Source organism: Arthrobacter agilis (genome assembly GCF_006494655.1).
Taxonomy (GTDB): domain Bacteria; phylum Actinomycetota; class Actinomycetes; order Actinomycetales; family Micrococcaceae; genus Arthrobacter_D; species Arthrobacter_D agilis.
The window spans coordinates 188754-210021 of the sequence record NZ_VHIM01000003.1; the positions used below are offsets into that span (position 1 = coordinate 188754).

General features: G+C 67.5%; 16 protein-coding genes. 9 read left to right on the forward strand and 7 right to left on the reverse strand.

Annotation, left to right across the window (positions count from 1 at the left end; genetic code table 11):
* Positions 1-1875: 1875 nt before the first annotated feature.
* The 5 genes from trxA to FJV46_RS05735 form a co-directional block, all read right to left on the reverse strand.
* Positions 1876-2202 (reverse strand): thioredoxin, encoded by a 327-nt coding sequence (gene trxA / locus FJV46_RS05715; protein ID WP_087029064.1) that lies wholly within the window; start codon positions 2200-2202, stop codon positions 1876-1878.
* Positions 2203-2225: 23 nt separating this feature from the next.
* Complete coding sequence (gene trxB, locus FJV46_RS05720) at positions 2226-3260, reverse strand: thioredoxin-disulfide reductase (RefSeq protein ID WP_087029394.1); 1035 nt, start codon at positions 3258-3260, stop codon at positions 2226-2228.
* 222 nt (positions 3261-3482) lie between these two features.
* Positions 3483-5138 (reverse strand): ABC transporter substrate-binding protein, encoded by a 1656-nt coding sequence (locus FJV46_RS05725; RefSeq protein WP_126130664.1) that lies wholly within the window; start codon positions 5136-5138, stop codon positions 3483-3485.
* A 74-nt stretch (positions 5139-5212) separates the two neighbouring features.
* On the reverse strand, positions 5213-6940 hold the full coding sequence (gene murJ, locus FJV46_RS05730; RefSeq protein WP_087029061.1) for a murein biosynthesis integral membrane protein MurJ: 1728 nt from the start codon (positions 6938-6940) through the stop codon (positions 5213-5215).
* A gap of 78 nt (positions 6941-7018) precedes the next feature.
* Positions 7019-7498, reverse strand: coding sequence for an NUDIX hydrolase (locus FJV46_RS05735; protein ID WP_232008534.1), 480 nt, complete (start codon positions 7496-7498; stop codon positions 7019-7021).
* A 237-nt stretch (positions 7499-7735) separates the two neighbouring features.
* On the opposite strand from FJV46_RS05735, the gene FJV46_RS05740 reads away from it, so the two are divergent.
* Both FJV46_RS05740 and FJV46_RS05745 read left to right on the forward strand, forming a co-directional pair.
* Positions 7736-9181 (forward strand): CCA tRNA nucleotidyltransferase, encoded by a 1446-nt coding sequence (locus FJV46_RS05740; protein ID WP_087029059.1) that lies wholly within the window; start codon positions 7736-7738, stop codon positions 9179-9181.
* A 5-nt stretch (positions 9182-9186) separates the two neighbouring features.
* Positions 9187-9828 (forward strand): histidine phosphatase family protein, encoded by a 642-nt coding sequence (locus FJV46_RS05745; RefSeq protein WP_087029392.1) that lies wholly within the window; start codon positions 9187-9189, stop codon positions 9826-9828.
* A gap of 70 nt (positions 9829-9898) precedes the next feature.
* On the opposite strand, the gene FJV46_RS05750 is transcribed toward FJV46_RS05745, so the two are convergent.
* Positions 9899-11059, reverse strand: a complete 1161-nt coding sequence (locus FJV46_RS05750) for a DUF418 domain-containing protein (RefSeq protein ID WP_158250150.1) — start codon at positions 11057-11059, stop codon at positions 9899-9901.
* 363 nt (positions 11060-11422) lie between these two features.
* Between FJV46_RS05750 and FJV46_RS05755 the strand changes: the two genes are divergently transcribed.
* From FJV46_RS05755 to FJV46_RS05770, 4 genes are all read left to right on the forward strand, one after another.
* The gene (locus tag FJV46_RS05755; RefSeq protein ID WP_087029055.1) at positions 11423-11767 is read left to right on the forward strand and encodes a hypothetical protein; all 345 of its coding nucleotides are present in this window, start codon (positions 11423-11425) and stop codon (positions 11765-11767) included.
* Between the two features lie 187 nt (positions 11768-11954).
* The gene (gene mshA / locus FJV46_RS05760) at positions 11955-13223 is read left to right on the forward strand and encodes a D-inositol-3-phosphate glycosyltransferase (RefSeq protein WP_087029053.1); all 1269 of its coding nucleotides are present in this window, start codon (positions 11955-11957) and stop codon (positions 13221-13223) included.
* Between the two features lie 9 nt (positions 13224-13232).
* Positions 13233-14003, forward strand: a complete 771-nt coding sequence (locus tag FJV46_RS05765; protein WP_087029051.1) for a phosphatase — start codon at positions 13233-13235, stop codon at positions 14001-14003.
* A gap of 26 nt (positions 14004-14029) precedes the next feature.
* The gene (locus FJV46_RS05770; protein ID WP_087029050.1) at positions 14030-15697 is read left to right on the forward strand and encodes a formate--tetrahydrofolate ligase; all 1668 of its coding nucleotides are present in this window, start codon (positions 14030-14032) and stop codon (positions 15695-15697) included.
* A gap of 92 nt (positions 15698-15789) precedes the next feature.
* On the opposite strand, the gene FJV46_RS05775 is transcribed toward FJV46_RS05770, so the two are convergent.
* Positions 15790-16875: an inositol-3-phosphate synthase gene (locus FJV46_RS05775; protein WP_087029048.1), complete on the reverse strand. Its 1086-nt coding sequence runs from the start codon at positions 16873-16875 to the stop codon at positions 15790-15792.
* Positions 16876-17065: 190 nt separating this feature from the next.
* Between FJV46_RS05775 and FJV46_RS05780 the strand changes: the two genes are divergently transcribed.
* The 3 genes from FJV46_RS05780 to FJV46_RS05790 are packed head-to-tail and all read left to right on the forward strand — an operon-like array spanning position 17066 to position 21227.
* Positions 17066-18619, forward strand: coding sequence for a glycosyltransferase family 87 protein (locus FJV46_RS05780; RefSeq protein WP_087029046.1), 1554 nt, complete (start codon positions 17066-17068; stop codon positions 18617-18619).
* The gene (locus tag FJV46_RS05785; RefSeq protein WP_126130663.1) at positions 18616-19710 is read left to right on the forward strand and encodes a lipid II:glycine glycyltransferase FemX; all 1095 of its coding nucleotides are present in this window, start codon (positions 18616-18618) and stop codon (positions 19708-19710) included. The genes FJV46_RS05780 and FJV46_RS05785 overlap by 4 nt, the downstream gene beginning before the upstream one ends.
* A 38-nt stretch (positions 19711-19748) precedes the next feature.
* The gene (locus FJV46_RS05790; RefSeq protein ID WP_087029043.1) at positions 19749-21227 is read left to right on the forward strand and encodes a phytoene desaturase family protein; all 1479 of its coding nucleotides are present in this window, start codon (positions 19749-19751) and stop codon (positions 21225-21227) included.
* Positions 21228-21268: the final 41 nt, after the last annotated feature.

Genomic DNA, 21268 nt, shown 5'->3' on the forward strand with positions numbered 1-21268 from the left:
CGCCACTCAGCAGCTTGGCGCAGCTGTGGTCTTTTGACCGAGTGCCGCGAGTGGAGCGTTGACCCTCTACCCCAACGGTCTGAGTTCACCGGCTGACCATTCGCGCCCAGATCGCGCATTGTAGGCAGCACTTTCTCAGCGGTTCCACGTGAAACCGCTGAGAAGTGTCGATATACAGGGTGAAAACATGAGCGTCATCAGGGCCGGGCATATAAGGCTGAAGGCTCAGGGCAGTTCTCTTCGATGCGTTCTGTCCAGGAAATCACGCCAGTGCGGGATGCAGGCGGTGCCGTTTACACAATCCTTCATACCGATGGCCCGGCAAACGATTCGGGCCGCCGGACGATCCGAGGCGTCTCGGCATCGCCAGCAATGGGTCGTCCGTCTGCGTGCCATATCGCTGTTGGTTAGCCGACGGAGGTTCAAATCTCCCGTTTCCCGTCTAGTGTCGTGCAACGCCATGACAGGCGGTGGGAGTCCAACGGAGTTGAGCATCGGTCCGCTGCGACACCTGGGCCTCATAGCCCTGCTGGGACGGGCGGTCATGGCGTGTTTCACGTGAAACGTGGACGGGACGCCGGTGCAGCGCCATTTGCTGTTACGTTTCTGGGATGGTTGATGGGCGCTACTTGTGAGCCGTTCCTGGAATCGCCCTTGTACCGCGACCTCGTGGTGACCGGGGCGATAGCGCCCTTTCAAAATGCTTGTCATCGCTTTCGACTGACATCGTGGGGGAGGCGGTGGGACTTTGACGAGTTGCCCCCGTTCCGCAGCCCAGCGCCCGCCGAGGCATATAACGAGCCACGTCGCCGGTAGCTGCAGCTCAATTCTTGTGGCCGATGCGCTTCGGTAGCTACCCGTATCTTTCGGTCACCATGTGACTTTCTGCTTCTCTCGAAGGTGCCGTAGGCATGTTTCACGTGGAACAAGCTCAACGCGGAGGCGCCCTGGACGACGGGCTGGCGGAGAGCCTTGCTTCCGACGTGCAGTTCATCGGGTTGTTCGAGCTGGGCCAGCGGCCCGGGGCATGGCCGAAGGCACGCGAAGGAACAAGGTCGTGGGAATCGCGCTGTCGCACTAGTCGCGCCAGTCCCTGATGTACCGGCCTGCCGGAACCGAAGCCTGTTGAGCTGCTTCGGACTCCAGCGCCACGGCTACAACCCGCCGAACTCGGGTGGCTTGTCGGACGCGAGTACGGGCGCCTCTTTCTGTCCGAGGTCGGGGTATTGATCCTCTGATGACATCGATCAGGGTTCACGAGATCGGAACATGATGCACAGACACGAGTCGGATAGCAGGATGAAGGGTCGACCCCGGGATCGGACTCGTAAGAGTAGCCGCTCGATGCTGGTCGTCTCGTACAGTCAGCGCCGTCCACCATCGCCAGTACCTCTGCGCATGTTTCACGTGGAACGAAAGGGCTGCATGGTTCTGTCCGACTGTCTGTATCGCCCTGTTTTTCGTGTCGCCTCGCCTTTCGGGTGACTTCGGCTTGGCGCACTACCGGCTCTGGGCGTGCAGCGTGTCTCATTCGTCCAGGGAGACCGCTCGGATGATGGTTCCGATGAGAGGGCTACTTTCGTCTGGCTCTGAAGGGGCACCTGACGTGCTCGAGGGGCAATCCAACCGATAGTTCATCGTATCAAGCGTCGCCGCCCGCTTAGCCGAGAAAGCTGCACCCGCTCCTCTGAAGGTCGGGTCCAGGCGCAGGACAACATCCGAGTCGAGCGAAACAAGATGGGAGGGCGTCGGTTCTCGCCCGCACTGACGGGTGATCCACTGCCCGACGGAGGATCGGGTGCGAGCCTGTTCTTGCGTGGAGGCGCAAGAAGGGGCCCGCCTGATCGGCGAGCCCCTTCTACTGCGGATCGATTGCTACGCGATGAACGCGGCGAACTCCTGTTCGAGAACCTGCTTGGGCTTGGCCCCGATCGAGGTCGCCGCGACCTCTCCGTTCTGGAAAACGTAGACGGCAGGGATAGAGGTGATTCCGTACTTTGCTGCGATGGCGGGGTTGTCGTCGACGTTCACCTTGACGACATCCACCTTCTCGGCGTGCTCCGCTGCGATGTCATCGAGGATGGGAGAGAGCATGCGGCAGGGGCCGCACCATTCTGCCCAGAAATCGACGATGACCGGCTTGGTGGACTTCAGGACGTCGGCGTCGAAAGACGCGTCCGTCACATCCTTTGCGTTGCTCATGCTGACTCCTTGTGGTTGGTCTCTCAGAGAGAGGCTTTTTCGGATACGGCTTCGGCTGGAGGGGTGGGCACCCTTGCGGCGGTCTGTCCTGCGCTGACGGTATCGGCGAGGTAGTGCTCCACATCGAGGGCTGCCACGCAGCCGCTTCCGGAAGCGGTGATCGCCTGCCGGTAGGTCGGATCGATGACGTCACCCGCGGCAAAAACGCCGGCGATCGACGTCTTCGATGTGCGGCCCTGTACTGCGATGGTGCCCTCCGAGGTGAGCTCGAGCTGGTCCTTGACCAGCTCGACACGGGGATCGTTGCCTATGGCAACGAAGATTCCGGTGACGGCGATGTCGCTCGTCGACCCGTCGACCGTGCTCGCCAGGGTGAGCCCCGTGACCTTGTCCCTGCCCTGGATGGCGACGACCTCCGAGTTCCAGACGAAGGAGATCTTCTCATGGGCGAAAGCGCGGTCCTGCATGATCTTGGAGGCACGCAGCGTGTCGCGCCGGTGGATGACGGTCACCGATCGCGCGAACTTGGTCAGGAAGAGGGCCTCCTCCATCGCGGAATCGCCACCGCCGATCACGGCGATGTCCTGGTCGCGGAAGAAGAAGCCGTCGCAGGTAGCGCACCAGCTGACGCCGTGGCCCGACAGTCGCTTCTCGTCGTCCAGGCCGATCTCGCGGTACTCAGAGCCGGTCGAGATGATGACCGCCCGTGCCAGGAACTCCTCGCCCGTGGCAATCGTGAGCTTCTTGATGTCCCCGGCGAGGTCGGCCGATACGACGTCCTCATAGAGCACCTCGGTGCCGAAGCGCCGGGCCTGTTTTTCGAACTGCTCCATGAGATCGGGTCCCATGACTCCCTCGGGGAAACCGGGAAAGTTCTCGACGTCGGTGGTGTTCATGAGCTCACCGCCGGCTTTCACGGAACTGGCGATCATCACGGGCTTCAGATTGGCGCGTGCAGTGTAGACCGCGGCCGTGTAGCCCGAAGGGCCCGATCCGACGATGATGACGTCGTGGATCTTCTGCCCGTTGTCCTGGGTCTCTTGGGTCGGCTTGTCCATCTGGACCTCGGTATGCGTCGTCACGTTCTCGAAAGACCTTTCTGTCTTCTCCATCGCTGATATGCCCGAGCCGGACACTTCGGCAGACACTTCCTCCAACGGAACCACACGCAGCCTTATTCCGTCGACCGCCCGGGCGGACGGCCGACGTGGTGGCGGGTCGCGATGAGCTCCACGTGCTCGCCGCGGCGACTCCGGATGGAAGCCGGGCGGCCGGTCGGGTCAACTGACGCGGATCTCCGCGATCCTGAGACCGAAGGGGAACTGTGCCTGGATGTTGGAGAGTCTGGGCAGCTGTGTGAAGTTGATGATCACGTACCGGCCGGTCGGTTGTCCGTCGGCTCCCGCTGGAATGGGCAGGGTCACGGTGGGCGCCGTGAACCCTCCCTGGGCGATCTGCTGCGCGCCCACGGGTGTCGGCTCGTCGTTCACCAGGACCGTGAAGATGCCGCCCGCGCCGTTGAGTTGGTCGATCGAGACCTGGGAGATGGCGGATTCCTCCTCGAGCTCCACCACGAGCGCGAGGCTCGTCGCCAGACCGCCGAAGGTATCGCTCGCATACACCTGGTTGCCCCAGAAGGTGGCGGGGTTCCCATCGATGATCAGGGGCAGGTTGACGTCATTGCCTGCATCGAGTTCGGGAGAGTCGGGCACCTGACGGGTGATCCCCGTGATGACGGGGTCGGCGGCCTCGGGGGTGGGCTCTGCCTCTGCCGTGGTCGGTGCCGGAGTCGTGGGTTCCGGTTCCGCAGTGGGAGCGGTCGTCACCTGCTCCGTCTCCTCATCCGCCGTCGTGCTGCCGCCGAAGATCGATCCCAACTGTGTTGCGGCGAGGACGACGGCCACCACGAGGACGACCGTCAGGACGACTCCGACCAGGACGCGCGTGAAGGTGCGCCCACCTGTATCGTCGTCGCTCTCGGGCTCACCGTAGTGGTCGGACGTGTCGGGGTCGTCGTAGCCGTCGTCGAAGCGGCCGTCCCCGCTTCCTGACAGGGGAAAGCGCGACGCCGCACGACCGGACTCTGAGCTCGACGCAGCGCCCGGCGCTCCCGCACCCAGCGCTCCTCCGCCGGCAGCTCCAGCACCCACAGCTCCAGCACCCACAGCTCCAGCGGTGACCACTCCCGCCGTCGACGAGCGGTGCCGATCACCATCTGGCTCCCGGTCGTCGTCGGAGTAGTTCGAGGATGCCGCCGGGCGGCTGCTGGGAGGCGGCGGGACGGTGTGCGTGGAGGGTCGGCGCTCCCCTGCGGGCCGGGCAGCCACGGGTGGGAGGTCCGAGGTGTCGTCGTCCTCGCGGGAGTCACCGCGGGAGTCCTCTGCGGAATTCCCGGTGGAGTCGTCGGAACCGTTCCGCCCGAAGCGTCCCATCAGTCCCGAGAACCTGGACTTCCGCGGGTGCCCGTCCTCGTCGTCGTCGCCGGGATGACCGTCGCCGTAGTGACCGTCACCGTAGTGGTCGTCGTCGTACGTCTCGGGTTCCGTGGAGCGGGGGCCGCCGAAGATCTCGGAGCCGAGCGTGTCCGTGAAGAACGGCTCGACGTAGGGTGCCTCAGCTGCAGGGGCGTCCTGTTGGACGATCAGATCCAGCATGTCCGCGGCAGGAGCACGATTGGTCACGAGATAGGTGCCTGTCTCGGTGATCCCGAGATCGAGTACCTGGATGTTCTCGTTGCGATCTCCCGACGCGAGTTCCCGGGCGCTCGTGGCGACCTGCGAGGCATTCCCGGGCGACGCGACGAGAATGCTGACCGGCCGGTTGAGGACCTGATCGACGCCGTCGAGCACGAGATCCTTCTCAGCAGATGCCAGGACATAGGCGGTCACCTTGTAACGGCCGCCCAGCACTGAACCGACGTCTACTGCTTCTGGCACGTGTTCCTCCCGGCGAAACCTCGCTGATTTTTACCCATGCTACCGGTCGGTCCGGCCATTCCCTGGCTGGCGCGTCAGCCGCCGCTCGGGCGGAATCGTCCCAGGAGCGGGCCTACGAAGTCGGTCAGTTCGGTGACGCGGAGCAGTTTCAGCATGGCCAGGTACGCGGCGCCCATCACGGTCCCTCCTAGCGCCAGCACGACGACGGCGTTCAGCTTCGACTGCCAGACGAAGCCAGCGGCGTCGTAGCCGCCGAAGACCCAGCACACTGCGGTCCCGGCGGCCGCCGCGACTATTCCGGCGACGGCGAGGCGCACGTGGACGTCGAAGACGTGCCCCGCGCCGTAGGGGCCGATGGCACGCGTGAGGAAGACATGGCTGATGACGACGGCGATCACATTGCCGACCGAATAGGCGACCGCGAGCATGGGGACGATCAGGCGCGGATCGAACGTGGACGCTATCAGGGCGAGGACCACCCCGACGACGGACAGGATCAGCTGGATCCTGAGTGGCGTCCGGACGTCCTCGGCAGCGTAGAACACGCGGCTGAGGAAGAAGTTGGCGCTGAGGAACGGAGCCCCGACGGCGAGGATCGCGATGATGACGCCGTTGATGGCGGCGCTGGACGGCGATTCACTGAACAGCACGCCGAGTGGCCCGGCGAACGCGAGCAGCGCCGCGGCGCCGAAGACCGTCGCCACGCCGATGATCCGCAGACCCTGCGACAGTGTGGCGCGCACGGCGACGAGGTCGTTGTCGGCATGGGCGGAGGACAGCTGGTTGAACATCACCGTGGCGAGCGAGAGTGCGATCACCGCGTGCGGCAACTGGTAGACCATCGAACCGAATTCGAGATTGGCGAGTCCGGCGATCTCCACCGGCGGATCCTGCGCCAGGAACCTCGGCCTCGCATTGGAGGCCATGGTCGCCACGAACTGGTTCACGAGGTACAGCCCGTTACCGATCAGCATCGTCACGATCGTGACCGAGGCGAGCTTCCCCGTCCGGCCGAGACCGGTGCCGCGGATGCCGAACCTGGGCCGCAGCCCGAGGTTGAGGCGCTTGAGGGGGATCAGGAGGACCAGTGCCTGGATCACGATGCCGAGGGTGGTCCCGCCCGCGAGCAGCAGTGTCTGGTCGACGGTCCAGGTCTCCGGACGGTGCCGCTCGGCCTGCTCCGTCCCCATCAGTGTGATGAAGACGATCAGGAAGGCGATCGACACGATGTTGTTGACCACGGGAGCCCACATGTAGGGCCCGAAGGAGCCGTTCGCGTTGAGGATCTGACCGATCACCGCGTACATGCCGTAGAAGAAGATCTGGGGCAGGCACCAGAAGGCGAACGTGGTCGCCAGGGCGAGGTTCGCCCCTGTGAAACGCGTGGTGACGTCCACGATGAGCGGTGCGGCAAGGGTGACCACGACCGTCAGCACCAACAGAGCTGCGGCGGCAAGGGTGAGGAGGCGGCTGACGAAGTCCGCGCCCCGGTCCGGCAAGCGGCTCGCGCGGATGATCTGCGGCACGAGGACGGCGTTGAAGACCCCGCCGGCGAGCATCAGATAGAGGAAGTTGGGCAGGTTGTTGGCCGAGACGAAGAGATCCGAGACCTGGCCTGCCGCGCCGATCGCCGTTGCGAGGAGGGCCACGCGGACGAGTCCGAGGACACGGGAGACGAGCGTGCCCGCCGCCATGATGGCGCTCGAGCGGGCGGTGGAGCCGCTGCGGGGATCAGACGGATCCTCGTTGGCCGGAGATCCGTCGTCCTGCAGGGGAATCGAGGAGGTGTTGGTGTCAGACATCGCGTCCCATCGTCTCACCCACGGGAACGACGGCGCTGCCCGGTCGGACGGCGGTCAGGTCAGGTGGTGCATCGAGGCTCAGAGGTGCTCGGGCAGTTCTTCACGCGCGAGATCGGCGATACGGCGCTCGTTGGGGAAGGACAGGCGCCGACCGAGCTCCTGCAGCGGGACCCAGGCGACGTCGATGGCCTCGTGGTCGGGATCGTTCTCGATGGTCAGGTAGCCACCTGTCGCGATGAGCAGGAAGTGGTGCACGGTCTTGTGCACGCGATGGCCGCTGACGGTGAACCAGTAGTCGATACTGCCGAGCGTCGAGACGATCCGGCCCTCGATGCCGGTCTCCTCGGCGATCTCACGGACGGCCGCTTCCTCGTTGTTCTCCACCCCCTCGGGGTGGCCCTTCGGCAGGCACCACTCGAGGCGCCCGCCGCGGTTGAGGCGGGCGATGATGGCGACGTCGAGTGTCTTCCGCGAGGCGTCGACGACGATCCCTCCGGCGGAGACCTCCTCCACCGTGGGCAGCTGGTGCTGGACGGCAGGCATGCCCGTGGTTCCCATTGACACTGTCAACGGGGTGCGCTTCGGAGCACTTGGAACGGGACGGTCCATGATGACCACTCTAACGATCTTTCAGCGGACGCACTGACGGCACGACCGGGTGCGGGGCCGCTTCGGGACCGGGTCCGCACCCGGATCCCGGGCCCTGCGACGGGCCCGCATGAGGGCAGGGCAAGGGCGGCAGGACCGGCGCCGCGGTGTGGACAAGGCTGCCCGATCTGGCACCCTTAAGGGACTATGGCGCATCTGCTGGACACCTCGACCCTCACCGCACCCCTCCCTCCCGTGGTCCTCGAGGTCGGCGCACTCTTCGACGCCGCAGGACACGAGCTCTCCCTCGTGGGCGGACCCGTCCGCGATCTCTTCCTCGGGCGGGTCTCACCCGATCTGGACTTCACCACGGACGCCGACCCGGACCGGACACTGGCCATCGTGAAGCGATGGGCTGATGCCTACTGGGAGATGGGCCGGGCGTTCGGCACCATCGGCCTCCGCAAGGACGGCTTCCAGATCGAGATCACCACCTACCGTGCGGAAGCCTATGATCCCGCATCCCGGAAGCCCGCCGTGGCGTTCGGGTCGAGCCTCGAGGACGACCTCGTCCGCCGCGACTTCACCATCAACGCGATGGCGCTGCGGCTGCCCTCCCTGGAACTCGTGGATCTGTTCGGCGGTGTCCGCGACCTCCACGCCGGCATCCTGCGCACCCCCGGCACGCCGTCGTCGTCCTTCTCGGACGATCCGCTCCGCATGATGCGCGCCGCGCGTTTCGTCTCGCAGTTGGGCGTCAGCGTGGCGCCCGAGGTCGCGGAGGCGATGACGGGCATGGCCGACCGCATCTCGATCATCTCCGCGGAACGCATCCGTGACGAGCTGGTGAAGCTCATCCAGGGCGCTGCGCCCGACGCCGGGGTGGACATCCTCGTCGACACGGGTCTGGCCGACCACGTGCTGCCCGAGGTCTCGGCGCTGCGACTCGAGACGGACGAGCACCATCGGCACAAGGACGTCTACCAGCACTCGCTGACCGTGCTGCGCCAGGCGTGCGAGCTGGAGACGGGTGACGACGGACCGGTTCCCGCTCCCGACGTCGTCCTGCGCCTCGCGGCACTCCTGCACGACATCGGCAAGCCCGCGACCCGGAAGTTCGAGCCGGGCGGAGCGGTCAGCTTCCGCCATCACGACGCCGTGGGCGCCAAGCTCGCTGCCAGACGGCTGCGCGCCCTGCGTTTCGACAACGACACCGTCAAGTCCGTTGCCCGCCTGGTGGAGCTGCACATGCGCTTCTACGGGTACGGCGAGGCCGGCTGGAGCGATTCCGCCGTGCGGCGCTACGTGAGCGACGCCGGTCCGCTGCTCGAGCGGCTCCACCGCCTCACCCGCTCCGACGTCACGACGCGTAACCGGCGGAAGGCCGAGCGGCTCGCCTTCGCCTACGACGACCTCGAGACCCGGATCGCGGTGCTCGCCGAGCAGGAGGAGCTGGCGTCGATCCGCCCCGACCTCGACGGCGAGCAGATCATGCTGCTGCTGGGAATCCGCCCCGGCCCTGTGGTGGGGCGCGCCTACCGGTTCCTCCTCGAGGAGCGCATGGAGCACGGACCGCACGAGCCGGCGGACGCAGAAACGAAGCTCCGCCGGTGGTGGGGCGAACAACCCGAATCCCAGGAGAGCACACCATGAAGCCCATGACCGGCGCAGCCACCCCTGACCTCACGCCCGCGGGCACGCCCCTGCCGAAGCTGTGGCTCCTGCGCCACGGCGAGACGGAGTGGTCGAGGGACGGCAGGTACACGGGTCTCACGGACCTGCCGCTCACGGAGCACGGCGAGGAACAGGCTCTCGCGGCACGCGAGCACCTCGAGGGAATCGACTTCGGTCTCGTGCTGACCTCGCCACTCCAGCGTGCCGTCCGGACGGCCGAGCTCGCGGGCTTCGCCGACGCGGAGGTCCTTCCCTTCGCCCACGAGTGGGACTACGGCGACAACGAGGGTCGCCACAGTGCAACAGTCCGCGAGGAGAACCCCGGCTACCTGATCTGGAACGACGGCGTGCCCAACGGCGAGACGCTGGATCAGGTGTCGGAGCGGGCGGACCGCGTGATCGCCCGCGTCCAGGCAGGGTGCGGTACCCCGGCGGACAGGGATCCGGCGGCGAAGCCTGTCGAGAACGCACTGCTGGTGGCCCACGGACATTTCCTGCGGATCGTCGCTGCCCGGTGGATGCAGTTCGGGGCCATCGAGGGACGCCGCTTCGTGCTCGGCACCGCCGCTGTGTGCGCGCTCGGCTGGGACAAGCGGACACCCGCGATCGTGCACTGGAACCTCTGAGACAGGATGCCACCCTGCACCTCGGGGCGCCCGTCCGGTCCCGGACCCCGGATCCCGACGGCGCCGCGTGTCAGGTTCCCGGCCTCCTTCCAGGGCGGTGGACGAACCAGCGGAGGGCCTGTTCGAGAGGGCCCGTACGGCCGGTCGCCAGGACGAGCCGACTGACCGCCGACTGTGCGGTGAAGATCACGACGACGATGCCGGGGACCGCCGTGGGTGGAACCTCGTCCATGAGGCCGAATCCGTAGCCGGTGAACAGGATGCAGAGCAGGACCGACTGCCCTAGGTAGTTGCTGAGCGACAAGCGGCCGGCTGGGGCGAGTATCCCTGTCAGCAGGCCTCCCGCGCGGGTCCGCACGAGGAGCAGGAGCAGTGAGGCGTACCCGAGCGTGACGAGGGGGGAGGCCGCGACCGAGAGCCCGGTGGCCAGGAGGGCGGCGGCCTCGCCCTCGGCCCACAGGGACAGACAGGCCTGGAGCGCCGATACGCCCAGACCCACCGGCAGGATCAGGAACGCCACGCGACGAAGAACGACCTCCGAGGGAGGATCGGGCCGGAGGACGCCGGAGCCGGCGAAGGCTGAACCGGCGTAGAACGCGGCGAGGGCGAGGGGACCCTGGAAGAGGACCACCGACGGCAGGACGATTCCGTACGTGGCCGCGTTGACGGCCAGCGCGGCGCCGGGCCCGCCCGTCAGCGGCAGCGCGGTGCCCGTCGCCGACGATGTCCCGTCCGCACCGATGACCAGCAGGAGGACGGCGGCGCCGAGGAAGAGGATGGCGACGCCGGACGTGATGGCGACCGCGACGCCGAGGGCCCTCCGGACGGGGATCCCTCGGGTGGCTACGAGGAGTGCGCCCGCCAGCGCGTAGGTGAGCAGGATGTCACCGTAGAAGAGCAGGACCCCGTGCAGGACACCCAGCACGGCGAGGAATCCGAGGCGGCGACGCACCGGCCGGAGCGGATCCTGTCCGCCCGCACCCTGGAGCACGGCGAATCCGTAGCCGAACAGCAGGGAGAACAGCAGGTAGAACTTGCCCTCGAAGAAGGTCGCCACGAGGAAGAGGACGATCAGGTCCGCCATCGGGGTTGTGGTCGTGTCCGGCCCGCCGGCCACGGTGGACGAATCCGCGAAGAACCAGATGTTCACCATCAGGATGCCGAAGAGCGCCAGTCCCCGCAGCGCATCGATCTCGACGACACGCGGGGTAGGGCCGACCGGATGATGCACCGAATTCGCCCCTTCCAAAAATTCATCGACAAATATGCGCATCGGTCTATGCCGACGCTAATTCTTACGGTAGCTTTACTTACGTGCCATTGGGCCTTCCCAACTCATCGAGTGGGGATTCGGCCGGCACTGATCGGTACGTGCTATCCAGCGAAAAGGAGGTGGAGATTGTGAATACCCTGCTCGGCGTGACCTACGCCCGCCGCACCAATCCCGCCTTCTTCATCCGTACGCACTAGGAAGACCGCGCACCGGCACCAGCCGGCCCACTCGCTTCGACCCGCACCCGTGCGCGTCTTCCTTTTCCCTTTCCCTTTCAATTCATCGCATTCTCCTGCCTGAATTCACGCCCTGAAAGTGGTCATGACCGATTCCCAGCCCTTGCCTGCCCAATTCCTCGACGAACCCGAATCATCCATGATGAACGCACCCCCGCCTTCCGGTGAATCGTTGCGGGGTGAATTGATCATCGGCGGCTCCCTGACACCGCCGGACGGCGCCACCGGTGGCACCGCCCGGCAGGATCTGCCGGGCGCGCCGGAGGTCACGATGCCTGCGTTCCATCGCAGGGCCGACGTCCAGCGTCTCCTCGCGAGGTGGCGCAACGGTCTCTCGCTCTGCGGGCGCATCCTCTCCAGTGAGGCCCGCGGTCCCTGGGACGACTCGCGGCGGTTCGAGCAACCGAACCATCTGCTCCACATCCGGTGAGCGTCGGTCCGACGGCGTGCCCCACAGCGATCACTTCAGCGATCCTGCGGAGGCCCGCCTGATCGGACGCCGCACGGGGCGCCGAGGCTCGGCGTACCCGGAATTCAGCGCACGAACAGTGCGTTGTAGGGTCAGGGGAGTCACTGGACCGGCCGCCTCCCTACGTGCCGGCCGGAAGGGAGAGGGTGTGTCCGGCGTTCGGCGCGTAGCCATGCTGTCCCTGCACACCTCCCCCCTCGAGCAACCCGGTAGGGGTGATGCCGGGGGCATGAACGTCTATGTCAGGAGCACCGCGCTCGAGCTCGCCCGTGTAGGGATCGACGTCGAGATCTTCACGCGGGAGGCGGGTGAGGGCCGGCCCAGCCGTGAGGTGCTGGGTGACGGCGTCGTGGTGCACCATCTGGAGGCCGGGCCTCGTCAGCGCATTCCCAAGGAGGATCTCCCCGAGCTGAGTGACACCTTCGCGGACGCGATCACCGATGTCGCGGATCTTCTTGCGGACGGACACTTCGACGTGCTGCATTCCCACTACTGGGTCTCCGGCATGGTGGGCCTGATGCTCAGCAGGGAGATGAACCTGCCGCTCGTGCATTCCATGCACACCATGGCGAAGGTGAAGGACCTGCGGATGAAGTCGCTCGGGGCTCCGGAGCCGGAGGACCGCGTGACCGGGGAGCAGCGGATCGTCGCGGATGCGGAGCGGCTCATCGCCAACACCAGTACCGAGGCCGCTGAACTGGTCTCCCTCTACGGGGCGGCCCCGGAGCGCATCGACGTCGTGGCACCCGGGGTGGATCTCACGACCTTCCATCCGCGCGATCGCTCGGCGGCACGCGCTGCGCTCGCCTTCCCTCCCGGGCAGTTCCACGTGGTGTTCGCCGGCCGGATCCAGAAACTGAAGGGACCGCAGGTGCTGGTCGCCGCCGCGGAGGAGCTCCGCCGTCGCCGCCCCGACATCCCCCTCGTGGTCAGCATCCTGGGCTCGGGCAGCGGGTCCGAGGCCCTCGCCCTGCAACCCCTCATCGATGCCGCGGGGCTCACCGATGACATCCGCCTGTACCCACCGGTGACCGCCGCGCATCTCGCGCAGTGGTTCCGTGCGGCGGATGCCGTGGCGATGCCGTCCTTCAGCGAGTCCTTCGGGCTGGTGGCTCTGGAGGCGCAGGCCTGCGGGACGCCGGTGATCGCGGCGAACGTGGGCGGGCTGCCGCAGGCCGTCAGCGACGGCCGCAGCGGGCTCCTGGTGGACGGCCACTCCGCCGGACGCTGGGCGGATGCGCTCGAACGGCTTCACGACGACGTCCGGCTGAGGGAGACACTCGGGCGCGGAGCGGCAACGCACGCGCTGGCGTTCGGTTGGCAGCGCACGGCCCTGCTGACCGCGCAGAGCTACCGCACCGCCGTCGACCGGTTCTCTCCCGCGACCGCTCGCAAGGGCTCCCCGGCACGCCCCTAGGATGGGTACGTGAACCCCACCGAGCTCGCTGCCTACCTCGACTCCGCCCTCATCACCGGTCCGGTGGCAACGCCCCGACAGGACAACCTCCGGCACATGCGTCTGTTCCTCGAGGGGAACGAGAACCTCGAGTTCGGTGTGACGCTCACGCGTGAGTGGACGTACGACGACGTCTTCGACCTCATGCACGAGCGCGTGGGGACGAGCGCGGATCACACCCATACGGAGGGCCAGGACACCATCGACGGCGCTCTCTGCGTCGCTGCACTCGACAGGCTCGCGGACCGCCTCGGCGAGGCGGCGCACCGGAAGGAGCGGATCCTCTTCGCCACCGGACACCCCGCGGGACTGCTGCCCGTCCATGCGGCCTTCGCCCGTGCCGTCGCAGCAGCCGGTGCGACCGTGGTGCAGGTGCCCGAGGGGCGGCGCTTCCGTGCCGGCGACATCCGGCAGATCTTCGGTGTGCTGGTGTGGCACCAGCACGGGGGCCTGATGCACACGCACTCCCCGGACCCCATGCGCCTGAGTCTCGAGACCCTCGCCGGGGACGGTGCGGGCCTGCCCGACCTCGTGGTGGCGGATCACGGGTGGGCGGGGCAGGCAGCCGACGCCGGGATTCCCACCCTCGGCTTCGCCGACTGCAACGATCCCGGGCTGTTCGTCTCGGAGGCACAGGGGCACCTCGAGGTGGCCGTCCCGCTCGACGACAACGTGTGCCCCGGGCTGTACGACCCGCTGATCGCCTACGTGCTCGACAGGGCGGGGCTCCCGGCAGCCTGACCCGAGCGCGCTGGTAGGTTGGCTGCATGAGCGATCTTGAGATTGCCCGCGCCGCTGCGGTCAGGCCCATCGAGGACATTGCCGATGCTGCAGGGATCCCCCGGGAGGCGCTCGAACTGCACGGTCGCTTCAAGGCGAAGATCGATCCGCGCCTCCTGCCCGGGACCGGGCGCGCGCCGGGGAAAGTGGTGCTGGTCAGTGCCATGAGCCCTACGCCGGCGGGCGAGGGCAAGTCCACCTGTACGGTGGGGCTCGCGGATTCGCTGGCGCGGGCCGGTCAGCGTGTCATGATCGCCCTGCGCGAGCCGTCCCTCGGGCCCGTGCTCGGCATGAAGGGCGGGGCGACCGGCGGAGGGTACTCGCAGGTCCTGCCGATGGACGAGATCAACCTCCACTTCACGGGTGACTTCCATGCCATCACCTCCGCCAACAACGCACTGGCCGCGCTGATCGACAACCACATCCATCAGGGCAACGACCTCGGGATCGACCCCCGTCGGATCACCTTCAAGCGCGTGCTGGACGTCAATGACAGGGCCCTGCGCGAGGTGGTCATCGGACTCGGCGGCCCCGCGCAGGGCACGCCCCGGCAGGACGGCTTCGACATCACCGTGGCGTCCGAGGTCATGGCCGTCTTCTGCCTCGCCCGCGACCTCGACGATCTCAAGCGGCGGCTCGCCGCCATCACCTTCGGCTACACCTTCGACCGCACACCCCTCACGGTGGGCGACCTGCAGGTTGAGGGTGCGCTGGCGCTGCTGCTCAAGGACGCCATCAAGCCCAACCTCGTGCAGACCATCGCCGGCACCCCGGCCCTCGTGCACGGCGGACCCTTCGCGAACATCGCGCACGGCTGCAACTCGGTGATCGCCACACGGACGGCCCGGAGCCTGGCCGACATCGTGGTCACCGAGGCCGGCTTCGGCGCCGACCTCGGCGCCGAGAAGTTCATGGACATCAAGGCACGCGTCGCGGATGTGGCCCCCGACGCCGTCGTCGTCGTCGCGACCGTCCGGGCGCTCAAGATGCACGGGGGCGTCGCGAAGGCGGACCTCGCCATGCCCGATGTGGAGGCCCTCCGCGACGGGACCGCGAACCTGCTCCGCCATGTGCGGAACGTCGAGAAGTTCGGCGTCACGCCCGTGGTCGCCATCAACCGGTTCGGCACGGACACCGAGGAAGAACTCGAGTGGCTGCTGTCCTGGTGCGCGGGCGAGGGCATCGATGCAGCGGTCGCCGACGTCTGGGGCCAGGGCGGAGGCGGCCCCGGTGGGGACGATCTCGCGGCCACGGTGCTCGCGGCCCTCGACCGGCCCGTCGCCTTCTCGCACCTCTACTCCCTCGACCTGTCGGTGGAGGAGAAGATCCGCACCATCGTCCAGGAGATCTACGGGGCCGACGGCGTCGACTTCTCCGTCCCGGCGTTGCGACGGCTCAAGGAGATCGAGGCGAACGGCTGGTCAGGATTGCCCGTCTGCATGGCCAAGACCCAGTACTCGTTCTCGGACGACGCGACCGTGCTCGGTGCCCCCAAGGGTTTCACCGTGCATGTCCGGGACCTCATCCCGAAGACGGGCGCGGGGTTCATCGTGGCCCTCACGGGTTCCGTCATGACCATGCCGGGCCTGCCGAAGGAGCCGGCGGCGCTCCGCATGGATGTCGACGCGGACGGCAACGCCGTCGGGCTCTTCTAACCCCCGCCGGACTGCCGCCCTGGAGAGATGAGAGGCCGGGACGACGTCGTCGTCCCGGCCTCTCATCGGATCAGTCGCGTGGCGGGCAGTGCCTAGCGGTCGATGTCGCCGCGGATGAAGGCTTCGACCTTCTCGAAGGCGATGTCGTCGGCGTACTGCTCGGGTGGGGACTTCATGAAGTAGCTGGACGCGGAGAGGATCGGTCCGCCGATGCCGCGATCCAGTGCGATCTTCGCGGCGCGGATGGCATCGATGATCACACCTGCGGAGTTCGGGGAGTCCCAGACCTCGAGCTTGTACTCGAGGGAGACGGGGGCGTCACCGAAGTTGCGTCCCTCGAGGCGGACGAAAGCCCACTTACGGTCATCGAGCCAGGCGACGTAGTCCGACGGGCCGATGTGGACGTCGTCGGCGTGCAGCTCGGCCTTGACGTTGGAGGTCACGGCCTGGGTCTTGGAGATCTTCTTGGACTCGAGGCGGTCGCGCTCGAGCATGTTCTTGAAGTCCATGTTCCCGCCGACGTTGAGCTGGTACGTCCGGTCCAGGGTGACGCCGCGGTCCTCGAAGAGTTTCGCCATGACGCGGTGGGTGATGGTGGCCCCGATCTGGCTCTTGATGTCGTCGCCCACGATCGGGATGCCGGCCTCGGTGAACTTGTCCGCCCACTCCTTGGTGCCGGCGATGAAGACGGGCAGGGCGTTGACGAAGGCGACGCCTGCGTCGATGGCGCACTGGGCGTAGTACTTCGCGGCGTGGTCCGAGCCGACGGGCAGGTAGCAGACCAGGACGTCGGCCTTGGCGGCCTTGAGCTGGCCCACGATGTCCACGGGCTCCTCGTCGGATTCAACGATGGTCTCGCGGTAGTACTTGCCCAGGCCGTCCAGGGTGTGGCCGCGCTGGACGATTACTCCGGTGGGGGGTACCTCGGCGATCTTGATGGTGTTGTTCTCGCTGGCGCCGATGGCCTCGGCGAGATCGTGGCCGACCTTCTTGCCGTCGACGTCGAACGCGGCGACGAATTCCACGTCGCCCACGTGGTACTTGCCGAACTCGACGTGCATCAGGCCGGGCACCGTGCCGGCCGGGTCCGCATCGCGGTAGTAGTGCACGCCCTGCACCAGCGACGCGGCGCAGTTGCCGACTCCAATGATTGCCACGCGAATGGGGTTCTGTCCCACAGTTCTCCTCGAAAGCCAGTTGAATATGCTCCGGCCGCTATCGCTCTGGGCGCGGTCGGCAGGAAGTGCCAGTCTACGTTCAGTTCACAACGCCGATGTCGCGCCCGCCATTCCTCGCCCTCCGCCTTCGGGTGTGCAAGGGGGCGTATCCGGGGGCCGCGGGCCCGGCCGGGACCGATAGGCTCCATCCATGACCTCCGGTACGGGCAGGCGCGGGCCGTACCGCATCAGTGCGCCCAGCCGGTCGGACGAGCTCCTTCGCCCACTCGCGGGCGGGATCGGAGGGCCCCTCGGGCGTCACGCGGATCCGGGGCGGGTAGCGCCCGGCCACTTCACCGTGCAGCGGGTCGTGATCCTGCTCACCGTGCTGTCCGCTGTGCTGTCCGTGCTGGTGAAGAATCCCTGCCGGGCAGCGGGGTGGAGCTCTCCGGACTACTTCTACCGAGCCTGCTACTCCGATTGGGCGGAGCTCTACCGGAGCCGCGGCCTCGCTGACGGTGTGCTCCCCTTCATCACACCCGGCACGTTGTTCGAGTATCCCGTGCTGCTCGGACTCCTGGCCTCCGGAACGGCCCTCCTCGTGGGCGCGCTGGCCACCGGTGCGGACCTGCAGCAGAAAACCCTGCTCTACTTCGACATCAATGCCGTGCTGATCGCCGGCGTGTGGCTCCTGACGGTGCTGGCGACGCTTCGACTGGCGAACCGCAGGCCGTGGGACGCGGCGATCGTCGCCGTCGCTCCGGTGATCATCCTCTCGGGAACCATCAACTGGGATCTTTGGGCCGTGCTGCTCGCGACAGCAGGCATGCTGGCCCTTGCGCGTGACCGCCCGGTTCTCGCCGGGATCCTCTGGGGGCTCGGTACCGCGGTGAAGCTCTACCCGGTCCTGCTCCTCGGGGCAGTACTGGTCCTCGCGCTCCGGACCGGGCGCTACCGGCCCTTCGCCGTGACCGCGCTGGCGACGGCGTCCACCTGGTTCCTGGTGAACGTCCCCTTCTATCTCCGCGACCGCGAGGCGTGGGGGTATTTCCTCACCTTCTCGGAGGACCGGGACGCCGGCTTCTCCTCGGGCTGGTACGTCTACAACGCCCTTGCCCGTCGGGCAGGAGGCATTTCGCTCACGCCGGAGGCCATCAACACCGGGGCCGGTGTGCTCTTCGGCCTGGCGTGCGCGGGGATCGCCCTGCTCGCTCTCGGCGCCCGCCGCCGTCCCCGCCTCGCCCAGCTGGCCCTGCTGATCGTGGGCGCGTTCATCCTGTGCAACAAGGTCTACTCGCCCCAGTACGCCCTGTGGCTCGTCCCCCTCATAGCGCTCGCGGTGCCCCGCTGGCGCGTCGTCCTGGTCTGGCAACTCGCAGAGGTCCTGCACTGGGGCGCCGTCTGGCTGTACCTCGGCGGGATGACGAGCGGCGGCCCGCCCGAGCACAACCTGGGGCTGGGGACGTACGCACTGGCGGTCATCCTGCACATACTGGCAACTGCATACGTGCTGGGGGTCGTGGTCTCCGAGATCCTCGATCCCCGGCAGGACGTGGTGCGCCGGATCGCCATCGACGATCCCCAGGGAGGCGTGTTCGACGGCACGGCCGACCGCTTCGTCCTGTCCCGCATCAGGCACCGGAGGCCTTCGCCGCGCAAGGAGGCCGTCGCGTCATCCGCCGAACCACCAGGGAGGGGCCGCTCCGGCCACGCTCGGATAGGCTGGCGGGACCCCGACGACCGCCCACCGAAAGACCCTCAGTGACAGCACCTTCCCTGACCGCCAGAATGGTCGACCGAGCGGCCTTCGAGGCCATCGCCGCCGCGCATCCCGAGGTGGTGATCCCCCTCGAACAGACGCCTGACTGGGTGGAGTTCGAGCGCGCCCTGGGACGTGCTCCACTCGGTATCTGGGAGTACCGCGATCCCTCGGGGGAGCTCGTCGCGACGGCGAGCTTCATCCACGTGGTGCGGCGGCTCCGCGCCTCGGTGGTCGCCGTCAACGGGCCTGTCTGGTTCGCCGAGCGGACACCCGCGGCGGAGCGCCTGCTCCTGGAGGCGGTGCGGGAGCAGTTCCGCAAGGATCCGACGGTGGATCCGCTCTACGTGCGGATGCAGGTCGCCACCCGCCAGGCGCCCGCGACCGGGCCGATCGAGCACGGCTGGTACGAGCGGGAGATCGTGGTCGACCTCCGACCGACCGAGGCCGAGTTGCTGAAGGGTTTTCGGCCCAATGCCCGGAACAGCATCCGGAGGGCGCAGCGGGACGGTATCACCGTCAGGCATATTCCTCGTGAGGAATGGACTGCTGTGTTCGCGCGGGAACTGTTCCCGATCATGGTGGAGACCGCCGAGCGCGACGGCTTCCAGTCCTTCGACTCGACCTATTACGAGACCCTCCTCCGGGTGCTCGGCGATCACCTGCGGCTGCTGGTCGCCTATCAGGACGGCGTCGCACTGAGCTGGCTCATCACCACCGAGTACCGCGGCTACGCGGTCTACTACTTCGCGGGCAGCACTCATGCAGCGAGGAGAATGTTCGCACCCTACCTCCTGCTGTGGGAAGCGTTCAGAGCCCTGAAAGCAGCAGGCAACACGGCCTGCGGGTTGACCGGCATCGAGAGCGAGAACTATCCGTCGCTGGCCAATGTCACTACGTTCAAGCGGAATTTCTCGAAGAACGTAGTGGTGGTCCCGACCACGTACGACATTCCGCTGAACAGTGCGCGCTACGCAGCGGTCTCGGCCGTCCTTGCCGCGCGCCGGTCGGGTCCCTCGGCCGCGAAGGGCCTCGCTCGCCGGATGGCCGGGCCCACCCGGCTCCGCAGGAGCAGCCCGGCCACCACGAAGAGCTGACAGCGGCGACATCGTTCCCGTCGCAGGAGGAGAGCCCCATGGTTGATGTCGAGGTCGTCGGTTCGGGCCCCAACGGACTGGCAGCGGCCGTCGTCATGGCGCGCGCCGGTCTGTCGGTCCGCGTACACGAGACGGCCGCCACCATCGGGGGCGGGTCCCGTTCCGTGGAGCTCATGGAGCAGGATCATCTGCACGACTTCTGCTCCGCCGTGCACCCCATGGCCCTCGCGTCCCCCTTCTTCCGGGCGTTCGAGCTGAGCCGGCGCATCGGGTTCGCGGTGCCCGATGTGTCCTTCGCCCATCCGCTCGACGGAGGCCGGGCGGGCGTGGCCTATCGGAGCATGGAGCGGACCGTGGCCGGGCTGGGGGTCGACGGCGAGGCCTACCGCCGGCTGGTGCAGCCGCTCAGCGATCGTGAGCAGGCGATCCTCGGCGTCGCACTCCACCACGTGGTGCGCATCCCGAAGCATCCAGTGGCGGCCCTGCGATTCGCCGGCGCGGTCCTGGATCAGGGCCTGCCCGCCTGGAACCGACGGTTCCGCACGGACGAGGCGAAGGCCCTGGTGACCGGAGTGATGGCACACCCCGTGGGGACCCTTCCCTCGCTCACGGGGGCAGGAGCGGGGCTCGTCCTGAACCTCCTGGCCCACACGGTCGGGTGGCCCATCCCCGTCGGCGGCTCCCAGGCGATCGCCGACGTCCTCGCCCTCGACGTCCGCGACCACGGAGGGGAGATCGTCACGGGCAGCAGGATCGAATCGCTCGCCGAGGTCTCCGACGCCCGCGTGGTGCTCCTCGACGTGGCGCCGAAGAACTTCCAGGCCATGGCGCGCGGTCGGCTCACGGCCGCCTACGAGGCGGCGCTCGCTGCCTTCACCTACGGCAACGCGGCCTGCAAGGTGGATTTCATCCTGTCCGGACCCGTCCCCTGGACACACCCCGAACTGCACCGGGCAGGGACCGCGCACCTCGGCGGTACGCGCGAGGAGATCGCCGCCGGGGAGAAGGAGGTCAACCAGGGCCGACATCCTGCGAGCCCCTACGTGCTCCTGTCCCAGCCGTCGTCGTTCGATCCGACCCGAGCGCCCGAGGGCAGGCACACGCTGTGGACCTACTGCCATGTGCCGCGCGGCTCCACCAGGGACATGGCCGAGGCCATCACCGCACAGATCGAGCGCTTCGCGCCCGGCTTCCGTGACGTCGTCGTCCGCAGCCACACGACGACGGCGAGTGGACTCGAGGCGTACAACGCCAACTACGTGGGCGGCGACTTCAGCAGCGGGGCGGTGAACCTGCGGCAGATCCTCGCGCGTCCTGTTCCGTCGCTGCAGCCCTGGGCAACCCCGCTGAAGGGCGTGTACCTGTGCTCCCAGTCCACGCCGCCGGGCCCCGGCGTCCACGGGATGGCGGGTCTGAATGCGGCGGGGCTCGCCCTCCGCCGCGAGTTCGGCCTGCCGGTGCCCTACCTCGGACTGGAAGGCATGCCACCCCGGGAGCCACTCCTTCCGCTGACGTAAGTTAGGTTACGCTTGCCTTGCTCTGCTGACAGGGCCCCTCC

Excerpts from the sequence above, each read along its gene's own strand:
- FJV46_RS05740 (WP_087029059.1), top strand. The coding sequence starts at position 7,736 with ATGGCGCATCTGCTGGACACCTCGACCCTCACCGCACCCCTCCCTCCC.
- FJV46_RS05770 (WP_087029050.1), top strand. The coding sequence starts at position 14,030 with ATGAGCGATCTTGAGATTGCCCGCGCCGCTGCGGTCAGGCCCATCGAG.
- trxA (WP_087029064.1), bottom strand. The coding sequence starts at position 2,202 with ATGAGCAACGCAAAGGATGTGACGGACGCGTCTTTCGACGCCGACGTC.
- FJV46_RS05735 (WP_232008534.1), bottom strand. The coding sequence starts at position 7,498 with ATGGGAACCACGGGCATGCCTGCCGTCCAGCACCAGCTGCCCACGGTG.
- FJV46_RS05755 (WP_087029055.1), top strand. The coding sequence starts at position 11,423 with ATGACCGATTCCCAGCCCTTGCCTGCCCAATTCCTCGACGAACCCGAA.
- murJ (WP_087029061.1), bottom strand. The coding sequence starts at position 6,940 with ATGTCTGACACCAACACCTCCTCGATTCCCCTGCAGGACGACGGATCT.
- FJV46_RS05790 (WP_087029043.1), top strand. The coding sequence starts at position 19,749 with ATGGTTGATGTCGAGGTCGTCGGTTCGGGCCCCAACGGACTGGCAGCG.
- FJV46_RS05745 (WP_087029392.1), top strand. The coding sequence starts at position 9,187 with ATGACCGGCGCAGCCACCCCTGACCTCACGCCCGCGGGCACGCCCCTG.
- FJV46_RS05780 (WP_087029046.1), top strand. The coding sequence starts at position 17,066 with ATGACCTCCGGTACGGGCAGGCGCGGGCCGTACCGCATCAGTGCGCCC.
- trxB (WP_087029394.1), bottom strand. The coding sequence starts at position 3,260 with ATGGACAAGCCGACCCAAGAGACCCAGGACAACGGGCAGAAGATCCAC.